Origin of the sequence: Lysinibacillus halotolerans (genome assembly GCF_003711845.1) — a bacterium.
GTDB lineage: Bacteria > Bacillota > Bacilli > Bacillales_A > Planococcaceae > Ureibacillus > Ureibacillus halotolerans.
In genome coordinates, this window is sequence record NZ_RHLQ01000065.1 from 1 (window position 1) to 13978 (window position 13978).

Annotated in this window: 15 protein-coding genes; 5 read left to right on the top strand and 10 right to left on the bottom strand. The window is 35.6% G+C overall.

Features of this window, described 5'->3' with window-relative positions; translation table 11 throughout:
- Positions 1 to 141: 141 nt before the first annotated feature.
- The 3 genes from pyc to EC501_RS16835 are packed head-to-tail and all read right to left on the bottom strand — an operon-like array spanning position 142 to position 5105.
- Complete coding sequence (gene pyc, locus EC501_RS16825; RefSeq protein WP_122973507.1) at positions 142 to 3576, bottom strand: pyruvate carboxylase; 3435 nt, start codon at positions 3574 to 3576, stop codon at positions 142 to 144.
- On the bottom strand, positions 3573 to 4763 hold the full coding sequence (locus EC501_RS16830; RefSeq protein ID WP_122973508.1) for an FtsW/RodA/SpoVE family cell cycle protein: 1191 nt from the start codon (positions 4761 to 4763) through the stop codon (positions 3573 to 3575). Before EC501_RS16830 ends, pyc begins: the two co-directional genes overlap by 4 nt.
- Before the next feature lie 60 nt (positions 4764 to 4823).
- Positions 4824 to 5105, bottom strand: coding sequence for an Fpa/YlaN family protein (locus EC501_RS16835; RefSeq protein ID WP_122973509.1), 282 nt, complete (start codon positions 5103 to 5105; stop codon positions 4824 to 4826).
- Between the two features lie 179 nt (positions 5106 to 5284).
- Between EC501_RS16835 and EC501_RS16840 the strand changes: the two genes are divergently transcribed.
- Together EC501_RS16840 and EC501_RS16845 are read left to right on the top strand one after the other, a co-directional pair.
- Positions 5285 to 5785 carry a peptidyl-prolyl cis-trans isomerase gene (locus EC501_RS16840; RefSeq protein ID WP_122973510.1) on the top strand — a complete coding sequence of 167 codons (501 nt, stop codon included), beginning with the start codon at positions 5285 to 5287 and terminating at the stop codon, positions 5783 to 5785.
- Positions 5786 to 5801: 16 nt separating this feature from the next.
- Positions 5802 to 6005, top strand: coding sequence for a YlaI family protein (locus tag EC501_RS16845; protein WP_122973511.1), 204 nt, complete (start codon positions 5802 to 5804; stop codon positions 6003 to 6005).
- Between the two features lie 69 nt (positions 6006 to 6074).
- Here the strand turns inward: EC501_RS16845 and EC501_RS16850 are convergent, their stop codons facing one another.
- The 3 genes from EC501_RS16850 to EC501_RS16860 are packed head-to-tail and all read right to left on the bottom strand — an operon-like array spanning position 6075 to position 8629.
- Positions 6075 to 6869, bottom strand: a complete 795-nt coding sequence (locus EC501_RS16850; protein WP_122973512.1) for an ABC transporter permease — start codon at positions 6867 to 6869, stop codon at positions 6075 to 6077.
- Positions 6856 to 7629 (bottom strand): ABC transporter ATP-binding protein, encoded by a 774-nt coding sequence (locus EC501_RS16855; RefSeq protein ID WP_122973513.1) that lies wholly within the window; start codon positions 7627 to 7629, stop codon positions 6856 to 6858. The genes EC501_RS16850 and EC501_RS16855 overlap by 14 nt, the downstream gene beginning before the upstream one ends.
- Before the next feature lies 1 nt (position 7630).
- On the bottom strand, positions 7631 to 8629 hold the full coding sequence (locus EC501_RS16860; protein ID WP_241559388.1) for an ABC transporter substrate-binding protein: 999 nt from the start codon (positions 8627 to 8629) through the stop codon (positions 7631 to 7633).
- A 126-nt stretch (positions 8630 to 8755) separates the two neighbouring features.
- On the opposite strand from EC501_RS16860, the gene EC501_RS16865 reads away from it, so the two are divergent.
- Positions 8756 to 9067 (top strand): hypothetical protein, encoded by a 312-nt coding sequence (locus tag EC501_RS16865; protein WP_148037838.1) that lies wholly within the window; start codon positions 8756 to 8758, stop codon positions 9065 to 9067.
- Here the strand turns inward: EC501_RS16865 and EC501_RS16870 are convergent.
- Both EC501_RS16870 and typA read right to left on the bottom strand, forming a co-directional pair.
- Positions 9062 to 9448, bottom strand: coding sequence for a YlaH-like family protein (locus tag EC501_RS16870; RefSeq protein WP_122973516.1), 387 nt, complete (start codon positions 9446 to 9448; stop codon positions 9062 to 9064). The genes EC501_RS16865 and EC501_RS16870 overlap by 6 nt on opposite strands.
- A 38-nt stretch (positions 9449 to 9486) precedes the next feature.
- Positions 9487 to 11331, bottom strand: a complete 1845-nt coding sequence (typA, locus tag EC501_RS16875; protein ID WP_122973517.1) for a translational GTPase TypA — start codon at positions 11329 to 11331, stop codon at positions 9487 to 9489.
- Between the two features lie 145 nt (positions 11332 to 11476).
- Here typA and EC501_RS16880 point away from each other — a divergent pair, with 145 nt between their 5' ends.
- On the top strand, positions 11477 to 11662 hold the full coding sequence (locus tag EC501_RS16880) for a DUF5325 family protein (RefSeq protein WP_122973518.1): 186 nt from the start codon (positions 11477 to 11479) through the stop codon (positions 11660 to 11662).
- An 86-nt stretch (positions 11663 to 11748) separates the two neighbouring features.
- On the opposite strand, the gene EC501_RS16885 is transcribed toward EC501_RS16880, so the two are convergent.
- Together EC501_RS16885 and EC501_RS16890 are read right to left on the bottom strand one after the other, a co-directional pair.
- The gene (locus EC501_RS16885; protein ID WP_122973519.1) at positions 11749 to 12540 is read right to left on the bottom strand and encodes an inositol monophosphatase family protein; all 792 of its coding nucleotides are present in this window, start codon (positions 12538 to 12540) and stop codon (positions 11749 to 11751) included.
- 103 nt (positions 12541 to 12643) lie between these two features.
- Positions 12644 to 12841, bottom strand: a complete 198-nt coding sequence (locus tag EC501_RS16890; protein WP_122973520.1) for a hypothetical protein — start codon at positions 12839 to 12841, stop codon at positions 12644 to 12646.
- Between the two features lie 121 nt (positions 12842 to 12962).
- Here EC501_RS16890 and EC501_RS16895 point away from each other — a divergent pair, with 121 nt between their 5' ends.
- On the top strand, positions 12963 to 13589 hold the full coding sequence (locus tag EC501_RS16895) for a YktB family protein (RefSeq protein ID WP_122973521.1): 627 nt from the start codon (positions 12963 to 12965) through the stop codon (positions 13587 to 13589).
- The last annotated feature ends 389 nt before the right edge of the window (positions 13590 to 13978 follow it).

Genomic DNA, 13978 nt, shown 5'->3' on the forward strand with positions numbered 1-13978 from the left:
CAATCATTACCGAGGTCAATGGAACTTAAAAAAGATGACGCCTGCACAATACAGTCACCATCTTCTTCAAGTTGCTTAAAAGCCTTTTTTAAAAATGTCCTTTACAAAGGGTACACTTTAAATTTCCACTGTCCCTTTCTTTTATTCTAATTCTATTAATAAATCTCCTGTTGAAATTGCATCTCCACTAGAAATGTAGACTTCTTTTACTACCCCGTCCTTCGGTGCTTGAACTGTTGTTTCCATTTTCATAGCTTCCGTAATTAATAGATGATCTCCACGTTTTACAGGACTACCTTTTGAAACAACAACTTTTAACACAGTTCCTGGCATTGTTGCACCGATTTGATTTGGATTACTTGGGTCTGCTTTTACTGCATTTGTCCCTTCCACTTCAACAGTTAAATCTTGAATGACTAATTCTCGAGATTGACCGTTTAGTTCAAAGTAGATAATGCGAGTACCATTTGGTTGCGGTTCACCAATTTCGATTAATTTAATAATTAACGTTTTCCCTTTTTCAATTTCTACTTCAATTTCTTCCCCTAACTTTAACCCATAAAGGAATGTCGGTGTGTCTAAAACTGAAATATCTCCGAACATGTCTGTCGCCGCTACATATTCTTCAAATACTTTAGGATATAACGCATAAGCTAAAACATCTTTTTTTGTTATAGTACGTCCAAATTTTTCAGTTAGAGTTTTTTCTAGTTCTTCAAAGTTAATCGGTTCCAATAACTCCCCTGGTCGAACCGTAATCGCTTCTCTATCTTTTAAAATCACCTTTTGTAACTCTTTCGGGAATCCGCCATGGACTTGCCCTAAATAACCTTGGAATAACTCCACAACGGAATCCGGGAAGTCCATTGTAAGTCCTCTTTCGAAAATATTTTCTTCGTCTAAATCATTTTGAACCATGAACAATGCCATGTCTCCTACAACTTTAGAGGAAGGTGTCACTTTAACAATATCTCCGAATAGTAAATTAACCCGTGAATACATTTTTTTCACTTCGTCCCAACGGTCGCCTAAGCCAACTGCTTTTGCTTGTTGTTGCAAATTACTATATTGCCCCCCTGGCATTTCGTGTACATAAATTTCAGAATGAGGGCTATTCATTCCACTTTCAAAATCGCTATAGAAAGCACGAACATCTTGCCAATAATAAGAAAGTTGTTCTAAAGCATCAATATCCGCACGTAGTTCCCGCTTGCCGCCTTTCATTGCATAATACAATGAGTTAGCACTTGGTTGTGAAGTTAAACCAGACATGGAACCAAGGGCTGTATCAATAATGTCAACACCGGCTTCGATCGCCTTTGCATAAGTATAAATACCATTTCCGCTTGTATCATGGGTATGCAGATGAATTGGTAGATCTGTTGAATCTTTCAATTCCGAAATCAAACGATAAGCCGCCTCTGGTTTTAATAACCCTGCCATATCTTTAATCGCTAAAATATGAGCTCCTGCCGCCTCTAATTCCTTGGCCATTTCCTTGTAATACTGTACGGAATATTTTGCTCGTGATTCATCGAAAATATCGCCTGTATAACAAATTGCCGCTTCAGCAATTTTTCCCGTTTGACGAACTTCATCAATTGCTACTTCCATTCCTTTAATCCAGTTCAAACTATCGAAAATTCTGAAAACATCTACTCCAGAAGAAGCCGACTCACGAATAAATTCTCTTATTAAATTATCAGGATAATTTTTATAACCTACCGCGTTAGCACCTCGGAATAGCATTTGGAATAACACGTTTGGCATTTGTTTACGAAGCTTTTCTAGACGAACCCATGGATCTTCCTTCAAAAATCTATAAGCTACATCAAATGTTGCTCCACCCCATAATTCAAAGGAGAAGAAATCATGCAACATACGTGCATTATAATCAGCAATTTGGAACATATCTTGGGACCGTACTCTAGTCGCAAGTAATGATTGGTGTGCATCACGGAAAGTTGTATCAGTCAGTAATACATCCTTTTGTTCTTTTACCCAAGAAACAAGACCTTCTGCACCGCGCTCATCTAAAATTTGTTTCGTTCCAGCTGGTATTTCAGTTTTTAGATCGATTTTCGGTTTGTTTGGTTGTACGAAAATTGGTTTCGTACGTTTTTCAATCCCTGGAAAACCATTTAAAGTAACGTTACCAATATAGTTTAATAATTTCGTCCCTCTATCTTTTCGTACTGGGAATTTAAATAATTCAGGCGTTGTATCGATAAAACTTGTATCAAATACACCCGTAATGAATTTATCATGCTGTACAACATTTTCTAAAAACGGAATGTTCGTTTTCACACCGCGAATACGGAACTCTCTTAAGTTACGATGCATTTTAGCCGCTGCTTCTTTAAACGTCATACCCCAAGTAGAGATTTTCACGAGTAATGAATCATAATAAGGTGTGACAACAGCACCTTGGAAACCATTCCCTGCATCTAATCGTACTCCAAAACCACCACTAGAACGATACACCATCAATTTACCAGTATCTGGCATGAAATCGTTTGCAGGATCTTCTGTCGTAACCCGAGATTGGATTGCATATCCGAACAATGGAATTTGATCTTGAGCTGGAATTCCGATTTCTTCCGAATGGATTGCATGTCCTTCAGCAATTTTAATTTGGGCATGTACGATATCAATACCTGTAATCATTTCTGTAATCGTATGTTCTACTTGAATTCGTGGATTAACTTCAATGAAATAAAAGTCATTTCCTGATACTAAAAACTCCACAGTACCTGCGTTTATGTACTGAACATTTTTCATTAATTGGACAGCTGCCTCACAAATTCGATTACGAAGTTCCTTTGAAATCGAATTGGAAGGAGCAATTTCCACTACCTTTTGGTGACGTCTTTGGATAGAACAATCCCGTTCATATAAATGAACAATATTCCCCGTCACATCTCCTAATATTTGTACTTCAATATGTTTTGGTTTAATGATAGCTTTCTCAACATAAACTTCATCAGAACCGAATGCTGCCTTCGCTTCTGACTTTGCTCGTTCAAATGCAGAGGCTAGTTCTTCCTTCGATTGAACTAAACGCATCCCACGTCCGCCACCACCAAGGGCAGCTTTAATCATTAGAGGATAGCCATATTTGTCCCCAAATGCTATGACTTCTTCTACAGTATTAACTGGACCATCACTACCAGGAATCACTGGAATTTTTGCAGCTACCGCTTGTTCTCTTGCTTTTACTTTATCTCCGAACATATCTAAATGTTCAGATGTTGGTCCAATAAAGATAATTCCTTCTTCTTCACAACGTCTAGCAAATTCAACATTTTCCGATAAGAAACCATAACCGGGATGGATTGCATCAACTTCCGCTTGTTTTGCAATTTCAATGATTCCTTCAATATCTAAATAAGCATCAATCGGTTTCTTTCCAACCCCAACTAAATAAGATTCATCCGATTTGTAACGATGATAAGAACCACTATCTTCCCTTGAATAAATTGCAACTGTTTTTAAGTTTAAATCATTACAAGCGCGAAAAATACGAATTGCAATTTCCCCACGGTTTGCTACTAAAATTTTGTTAATTTTCTTCACAATGATTCCCCCTTAGACCTTCTTTTTTCCAGCTTCACATACATGGAAATATTCACTAATATCCCCATTGCAAAAGATAGTAATAATATAGATGTCCCGCCATAACTAATGAATGGTAGCGTTACACCGGTTAACGGAATAAGTCCCGATAATCCCCCAAGATTAATAAATGTTTGAACAGCAATCCAACTACCTATACCTGCTGCAATCATTCTAGCAAGCGGATCCTTCGTTTTTAAGGCAATTGTTAAAGCTCTAAGGACAATGAATCCAAGACCACCTAGTACAATGATGACCCCTAGTATTCCAAGTTCCTCAGCAATAATCGCCATAATAAAATCGGTTTGCGGTTCTGGTAAATAGCCTAATTTTTGAATGGACTGACCTAAGCCAACCCCTTCTAATCCCCCTGAGCCAATCGCAATATACCCATTAATAACTTGATAGCTAGAGCCAGTTTCATATTCAAACGGGTTTAAAAAGGCTTTAATACGGCCAACTCGGTTTTGAGTTAGAATTTCTTCACCTTTAACTAATAAAATAAGCCCTATTAATGCTGAACCAAACCCACCTAATACAGCAAAAAATTTCATAAATTTTTTAAATTGAATCCCACTTGCTGCAACAACCGCAATGGCGATTCCAGATATAATCATAACGGCACCTAAATCGGTTTCGTTCGCAACACAGAAAATCACTAATAACCATACTAAAATCGGATAAATAATATTATTTGGTCCTAAGTTTTCCATTGAATTTTTTAAACTTTTTCGATAGAAGGCACCAGCAAAATATAAAATAATAAATAGTTTTGCAAACTCAGAAGGTTGGAAATTCATGATACCTAAATCAATCCAACTTTGGGAACCTGATTGTTCAGCACCAACCCCGAAATTCCATACCCAAAATAACAGAACTAACATAATGCCTAAAAGTGCCACCATAAGTTTTTTATTACTATAATGTTTATATGGGAAAAAGGCACCCACTATAAAAGCGACACCTGCTACACATAAATTTAATAATTGTTTATTGTAGTAAAAGTCTGGTCCTTGATCTTTGTTTACAATAGCAACCCACATACCGGCACTATAAATCATGACAAGACCGAATAAACATAAAAATACATAAGTAAAGAATAATGGATAATCAAAATTCCTCACATAATAAGCTAAATATTTTCTCATTTTCAATTTCCCCATTTTAGAAAAAAAACTCAAAGCGCTATTTCGCGTTTGAGTTTCTAATTATTTGTTTGTGTACGCTTCATGTAACAAAGAAAGTTCTTTCTCTAATGTGTCGAGAATTTCCTTTCCTCGTTCACGTTCAATTAATCCAAGCTTAACAGCAAAATCAATTTCCCGTGATAAGCCAAACATTTGTGTATCTAATACTTCTTCGTATAAAGGACATGATGGCATTGTTAAATGATCCATTTGAACTTTTATTAAACGTGCAATTTTATCTGCATCCTTAAGCAGTAATTCCAAAGCCTCTTCCTGGAAGGAAGACTGACGTTTCGTATCCATGAGGACGCCCCCATCATTGTGATATTTCTTCTATTCTATCTTATTAAAGTTTATCTTTAAGCTGATAAAAATGCAAGTCCATACATTAGAAAAGAGAACTTTTGATTTATATTTCTTTATTAATTAGTATGAGTAGCGTTATACTAAAAAATGATATATAGATTAGGGGGACTATAAAAATGGAAACGATTATACCAATTAAAGGTGCCGTTAAATATAAAATTACATTAGATCCAACTGTATGGATTTTTGATGATCGCCGATTAGACTTAACGACATATTTTACAGAACAAAAAGAAGATGACGATGAGGATTTAATGTATTTAAAAAATGCTGGTGCTCACTGGTCTAGAGAAATAATGGAAGGGGCAACTTACCCTCCAACTTTAAAAACAGAGCGAAAATTTGATCGACAAGGAATGAAAACTGGAACATTCGGGATGGAAATTAAACATTTCTTAAAAAATGCAGAAATTGAGGAAAATGCGGAACGTGTCGTGTTTGAACTTCAAGATGGTACAGAACACGCCTTCTCCATTGAAGAAGCGTTTACGATTATTTTTAAATATAGTCAAGATGGTAAACCAATTAATGATGGCGGACCTGTTCACCTTATTTTTGGAGACGGGTCAAATATCGACAACCCGATTAAAAATATTGCTGCAATCCGAGTTGAATAGTAGGAGGATTAATCATATGCGAGTCCAATGTGTCATTTGCGATACGATTAACGAACTTGATGACGATGCACCTTTAGCGAAGAAATTACGAAATCGTCCTATTCATACTTATATGTGTAACGAATGCTATGATCGTATAGCGAAAAATACGGATGCCCGAATCGCAACAGGAAACTTCCGTTTTTTCCGTACTTCTTCACCAATTGATGAAGAGTTTTAAAGCCTACTATAAACAAGTTATGTTAACATAACAAAGCATCATTCAAATGATTTTGAATGATGCTTCTTTTTATTCACTTTTAATTAACCGTTTTTCTAACAATTCCACCAGCTGATACATAATGGTTGCAAAGATCGCAATAATGAGCAATGACATTAACACGAGATTGAAATTAAACACTTGGAAGCCGTAAATAATTAAGTAACCTAATCCTTTAGATGATACGAGAAATTCTCCTACAATAACCCCTACCCACGATAATCCAACATTTACTTTTAACGTTGAAATAATTGTAGGAAAAGAAGCAGGTAAAATAGCTTCTTTAAACATTTGGAACCGTGATGCATTAAAGGTTTGCATCACTTTTAAATAGTTCCCATCGACGTTTTTAAAGGAAGTATAGATGACAATCGTTGAAATGATGACTGAAATAATGGCACCCATTGTAATAATCGAATTCATCCCCGGACCCATTGCAACGATTAAAATAGGACCTAAAGCTACTTTCGGCATCGCATTTAATATAACTAAGTATGGATCTAAGACCTTTGATAAAAATGGAGACCACCACAAGATTGCCGCTAAAATTGTTCCAAGTAATGTTCCAATGATAAATCCTAATACCGTTTCAAAGACAGTATACCCTATATGAACAAATATGGTGCCGTCTACTACATTTTCAACTAGTAACGTATAGATTTTTGAAGGCGAACTAAAAATTAATTGGTCAATCCATTTTGATCTTGAAGCGATTTCCCAGAGGGAAAAAAAGGCAATTGAAATTAATAGTTGGTAGAACCGGACCCATCTTTTTTCCTTAATAAGCGACTGTTTAAATTGTTCGTGGAGTTTATGATTGTTCAAGGTTTTCAAGCTCCTTCCAAATGATTTGGAATAGGGGGGAATAACTTGAATGGGACCTTACATCAAAGGGAGTTAATTGTCTTAAATCTTCTGGTACTTCAAAAATTTGATGTAACTTTCCTGGTCTAGGGGAAAATAAGAAAATTCGATCACTCATCGCAATCGCCTCCCCTAAATCATGGGTCACAAGTACTGCTGTTTTACCATACTCTTTTAATTTGTTTGCAACTAAATCTTCGAGTTTTAATTTCGATTGATAATCAAGAGCTGAGAAAGGTTCATCTAATAATAAAATCTTCGGGTCTACTGCAAGGGTTCGCGCTAAAGCAACCCTTTGGCGCATTCCACCAGACAATTCTCTAGGATATTTTTCTCCAATTGGAGGTAATCCAACATCATGTAACAAATCAGAAGTAACCTTTGAAAAGTTTTGGTTATCCTCTTTTAAAAGTTTTAAGCCGAGGGTAATGTTTTCTTCAATGGTCTTCCAAGGAAATAAATAATCTTGTTGAAGCATATATCCGATCGATAAGTCGGAATTTCCATAAACAGCTTGATTTTCAATTTTCACTGTCCCAGAAGTAGGTTGAAACAATCCGGCAATTATGGAGAGAAGTGTCGTTTTTCCACAACCGCTAGGGCCAATAAAAGAGACAAATTCTCCTTTATTAATTGTTAAATTAATATTTTGTAATGCCTCTGTTGCGGCTTCCTTTGAAAAATACGTATGGTGAACGTTGGTGACAGTTAAAAAGTCCATTTTACTCCAAAACCTTCTCTGCAAACGTTGTATCAACTAATTCTTTATAATCCATACGTTTCGGAAGTTCACCAGCTTCTTCCATAATATCTTGTAAATTGTTCCACTCTTCTTCATCTAAAACGGGATCTTTCGCAAAGGATTCTTGTTCACGGTAGCGTTCAACAACCGTTGCAATTAGCTCTATATCTGTATCTTCAAAAAATGGTTGAATCGCTTCTGCTACTTCTTCAACAGAACTTTCATAAACAAAATCTTGGGCTTTCTTTAACGCTCGTGTAAATTTCTCAATCACTTCTGGATTTTCGTTCATAAAGCTATCCTTTGTCATGAATACTGTATATGGTAAAGGACCAGATTCCGTACCAAATGAGGCAACGATATGGCCTTTGCCTTCTTGTTCGAATACGCTAGCAGTCGGTTCAAATAGTTGAACAAAGTCACCTGTACCAGATGCAAAGGCTGTAGATATATTAGCAAAATCTATATTTTGGATTAGCTCTAGATCTTCCTGGGGATCAATGCCATGTTTTTCCAACACATATTCCCCTGCCATTTGCGGCATACCACCTTTACGTTGTCCAAGAAATGTTGAATCTTTTAACATATCCCAAGAAAAGTTTTCAATTTTTTCTCTTGCAACTAAAAATGTTCCGTCTGTTTGTGTTAATTGTGCAAAATTTTTGATTGGATCATTGGCACCTTGAGCAGATACATAAATCGATGTTTCAGAACCAACTAAAGCAATGTCAATCCCATCGGATAAAAGGGCTGTCATCGTTTTATCTCCACCAGCTATTGTAGATAATTCTATTTCTAACCCTTCTTCTTCAAAGAAGCCTTGAGTAATAGCTACATATTGAGGCGCGTAGAATATGGAGCGTGTAACTTCACCGACTTTGACCGTTTGAAGATCCTCTTTATCATTACAAGCAGTTAAAACGATTATAGTAAAGCAAGCTAAAAAGAACAAAATACTGGACTTCACCCAATTTTTCAATGCTCCGACCTCCCCATTCATACTGTTTATCAAAGGTAGGTTATGCATTTAATAAAAAATGTGTGAATCCCTAGAAAATCGTTATTTCTTCGGTATATATTAGAAAATGGATTCTGTTATTATGCAATGATAGTTCATCACAACAATGAGGTGAATAAAGCAACTACCAGCATTGAAATTATGGCATCTTCCAAACCGATTATCGACGATTACGAATTAAATAAAGGATACATTGTCAAATACAATTTAGGTTTTTCGAAACTGGAAGACTACTATTATCATTTAGTGAAACATTTATTTACTATGCCTTATATTTATGAAGTATCAGGACTTCACTCAGGTGCATTTTATGAATATTTAGCTCAACATATGGATCACAACTTGAGCATAAAAAAAGGTAATCCAAAATTGGATTACCTTTTTCAAATCATATTATGAAGCTGCTCTTTTTTCTTCCCGTTTTTCACGCCACAAGCGGATTTTATAAAGAATTAAAATGAGGGAAGCTACAATTAGTCCTTCAATCATTGGTAAGAACAATGCTAAAAACGTTAAAACAATACATCCTATAAAAAGGAAAATATAGATAATCACATTTTTAATAAGGGATAAATCGTTTTTAGCGAAACCAAGTTTATACACAATTGCTGATAAAATAAATACTAATAAAAATACTACATAACCAGCAACAGCATAGCTTGGTAAATTTTCATATAAATAGCGAGTAATACCTGACATGCGTCCGAATACAAACTCATTTTCACTTGCATTCGTAGGTGCAGATGCTTGAATATAATTTAAAGTTCCAAACAAGTTCATCTTTTCCAACACCTTTCATCATTTCCCCAAAACAGTTATTATTGTTCTGCGTATTTTTTCTTTTTCGCCTGTTTCTCACGTTCGTTTTTATCTAAAATTTGTTTACGTAAGCGAATTGATTCTGGCGTTACTTCTAAATACTCATCATCATCTAAAAATTCTAAAGCTTCTTCAAGAGTTAAAATACGTGGACGTTTAATAACGTTTGTTTGGTCTTTTGTCGCTGAACGTACATTTGTTTTTTGTTTCGTTTTCGTAATATTAACCGTAATGTCATTATCACGATTATTTTCACCAACAATCATACCTTCATAAATTTCAGTACCTGGTTCAACAAATAATGTACCACGGTCTTCAATTTGCATCATACCATAAGTTGTCGCTTTACCTGTCTCCATTGACACAAGGGCACCTTGGTGACGTCCACCAACACGACCTGGTACAACAGGTTGGTAAGAATCGAACGTATGGTTAATAATACCAAAACCTTTTGTTAATGACATGAATTCCGTTGTATAACCAATTAATCCACGAGCAGGTACCATGAAGATTAGACGAACTTGTCCATTTCCTTCATTGACCATATCTAACATTTCACCTTTACGGTTACCAAGGGATTCAATGACTGAACCAACACTTTCTTCTGGTACATCAATTTGTACACGTTCGATTGGTTCACATTTTACACCATCGATTTCACGAATAATTACTTGTGGTTTAGACACTTGTAATTCATAACCTTCACGACGCATGTTTTCAATTAAAATAGATAAGTGAAGTTCTCCGCGTCCAGAAACAATCCAAGCGTCTGGTGAATCTGTATCTTCTACACGAAGGGATACGTCCGTCTGTAATTGGGAACGTAGACGTTCTTCAATTTTTCTTGACGTAATCCATTTTCCTTCTCGACCTGCAAATGGAGAATTATTTACTAAGAAAGTCATTTGTAATGTTGGCTCATCAATACGTAACGGCGTTAATGCTTCTTGATGATCAATCGGACATACCGTTTCACCAACATTGATCTCTTCCATTCCGGATACCGCTACTAAATCGCCTGCATACGCTTCTTGAATTTCCTCACGTTTTAAACCAAAGAATCCAAATAATTTTGTTACACGGAAATTTTTCACTGAACCGTCTAACTTCATTAAGGCTACTTGTTGCCCTACATGGATTGTACCGCGGAATACACGTCCGATACCAATACGACCTACGAAGTCATTATAATCTAATAATGCTACTTGGAATTGTAATGGCTCTTCTCGTGTATCAACTGGTGCTGGGATATGCTCGATAATCGATTCAAATAAGCATTGCATCGATTCTTCTTGTTTAGATGGGTCTGGATCAAGGGAGGCCGTACCATTTACACCAGATGCATAAACAACTGGGAATTCTAATTGTTCTTCATCTGCACCTAATTCGATTAATAAATCTAACACTTCATCTACTACTTCTTCAGGACGAGCTGAATCTTTGTCTACTTTATTCACGACAACGATTGGTGTTAATTTTTGCTCTAACGCTTTTTTCAAAACAAAGCGTGTTTGAGGCATACAACCTTCATATGCATCGACAACAAGTAATACACCATCAACCATTTTTAAAATACGTTCAACTTCTCCACCGAAATCGGCATGTCCTGGTGTATCCAGGATATTTATACGTGTACCGTTATAGTTTACTGCTGTATTTTTAGCAAGAATCGTAATACCACGTTCACGTTCAAGATCATTCGAGTCCATTGCTCTTTCTTCTACATGTTCATTTGAACGGAAAGTACCAGATTGTTTTAACAATTGGTCAACTAATGTTGTTTTCCCATGGTCAACGTGTGCGATAATTGCGATATTGCGTAAATCTTCGCGTAACTTTGTCATTATTCCACTCCACATTCTTTTTTCATATGATTAACTGTGTTATTATAGCACAAGAAGAGATACTTGTCTTTTTCATATTTTTACAATTTCGACAAACTTAGATCAATATTGATATTTTTCTATCAAGTAAGGAGGACTACTCTGCATGAATAAAGCAAAAATTGTTATGTTTATCTTTGCAGTAGCAGCAATGTTATCAATGATTTCTGTAGGTTACGCCATTGCAGCCAAAACGATTATTGGAGCTATTGCAGGATTAGTAGCATTATGTGTCGTAATGATGACAGGATTTAAAATGAAACGCAAATTTAGAGAACAAGGTTTACTTTAATTTAACCATTTTTTCTTAGAATGCCACATTTTTATTGGATAATTCAAAAATCGTAGGTAACAAAAATTTGCTACCTACGATTTTTTTCATTTTTCTTCAATATACTCATTTAATATTCGATGATGAATAGAAGGATTTGCGATGATAAATGTATCTTTTGATAGCAGATTACAATCTTCACCTTTTAAATTCGTTGTGATTGCACCAACTTCTTTCGCAATAATGGTTCCTCCACCAATATCCCATGGTGCCAATCTCATCGAAATATAAGCATCTAATTTCCCACTAACAACATAGGCAATTTCCATTGCTGCCGAACCGTAAGAACGTGTTCCGCGAATTGTATGAACAAGCTCAGTCATTTTTTCATGATTGACGAGCCTATTCGGCGTAACCCAAGTTGCATTGATGCCAATTACCGCTTCTTCCAATGGCACAGGTTGGAGTTGACGTAATGGTGAATCGTTGTACCAAGCACCTTGCCCTTCGATTGCATGAAATAGATCTTCTCTCATGACATCAAATATGTATCCGAGTTTTCCTACACCATCTACAAAAAAACCTATTGTAATCATAAAATGGCGATGCTGCTTCACGAAATTCATCGTTCCGTCAATCGGGTCGATAATCCATACTGGACCCTCAAGGGATTTCACATCTTCTCCCATTCCTTCTTCACCTAATATTTTATGTTGGGGGAAGGACGCTTTAATTTTTTCTATAAAAAACAATTCAGTTTCACGATCGATATTCGTAACTAGATCATTTGCTCCTGATTTTGTCTCCACCACTAAATCATAGGAAAAGGCTTCACGTATTCTTTTCCCTGCCTCAAAGATCATTTTTTTCGCAAACTCATCTAATTTATTTATATCCATATAACCCCCACCTTTTTAGTCAACATTTCCCTTTTATTAATTATAACAAAAATCACTTGCTGTCCGATATGGAGCAAGTGATTTTTAATGAATTATTAATTTTTTAAACATATGCGTGGAGACCATCTAGTTCGTCTTGAATTTCCTTTAGACGTTTTTTACTCTTTTCCATTTCCTTTTCATCATTCTCTTGCATCGCTGCATACAAGGAGGCTAGCTCGTAATCCAGCTCTAAACGTAAAATGTGTTCATATTGCTTTTCAATATCAACTTTACGTATAATTTTAATCATCTGTTTCATACTAAATCACTTCCCTTTCATTTTTTTAAAAATTTTTGTCTTATGAAAGAATGGTTGTTACAAAATTTTTCCCAAAAAACTGATAAAATAAACATGTAAATCAAAGAGGGGGCTATAATTAATGGACAAAATTAAATGGACAAACAAAGACTTCGAAGTATTCGAAATAGATGGTTTAGAACAACGGATGGAAGCTCTTTCTACTATTGTTCGCCCAAAGTTCCAACAATTAGGTGAACTGTTTTCTAGTTACTTTAGCTCAAAAACAGGCGATGAATTTTTCCCACATGTAGCTAAGCATGCTAGAAGAACAATCAATCCTCCTAAAGATTCATGGGTTGCGTTTGCTCCGTATAAACGTGGGTATAAATCGCTTCCTCATTTTCAAATTGGACTTTGGAATACACATTTATTCATTATTGTTGCAATTATTTATGAAGCACCACAAAAATCTGAAATGGCAACACGTTTATTAAAAAATATGGAATACTTTAATCAGCTGCCGGAGGATTTCATCATTTCGGGTGATCATATGTCACAAGACGCAATATCTTTAAAATTAGGTCGTGAAGAACAGCTGGAAAATTTATTAATCCGATTACGAGACGTCAAAAAAGGAGAATTTTTAGTTGGACGCCACATTTCAAGAGAAGAAGCTGTAAATCTTTCATCGGAACAATTTTTACAACTTACTGAAGAAACTTTTGAAGCTCTTTTACCTATTTATAACATTATCATTGGTAAATAATTTATAAAGTGTTCATAAAGGCTAAAGTAAAAGTAACCATTTACTTGAACTTTAGCCTCTCCTTATTCTTTACGCTTCTTAATGAACTAAATCCTTTTTTTAAAAGGAATTTATTTAAGGATTGCTTTATTTTGGTGTGTTGTATCATTAATATGCACAAGATGACTACAAACATTACATATTTCTACTAATTTTCTTCCTACAATTTTTAACTATATACGGTATTATTTTAACAAAGAAACAATACCCTCCTACAATTGAGTAGGAAGGAGTGATTAACTCCCGACCTCTCACACCACCGTACGTACGGTTCCGTATACGGCGGTTCAATTAAGATGAATAACGCAAAGTTTCGTAACGAACTTTCAGACTTTTCAGCCCTTGGCTTT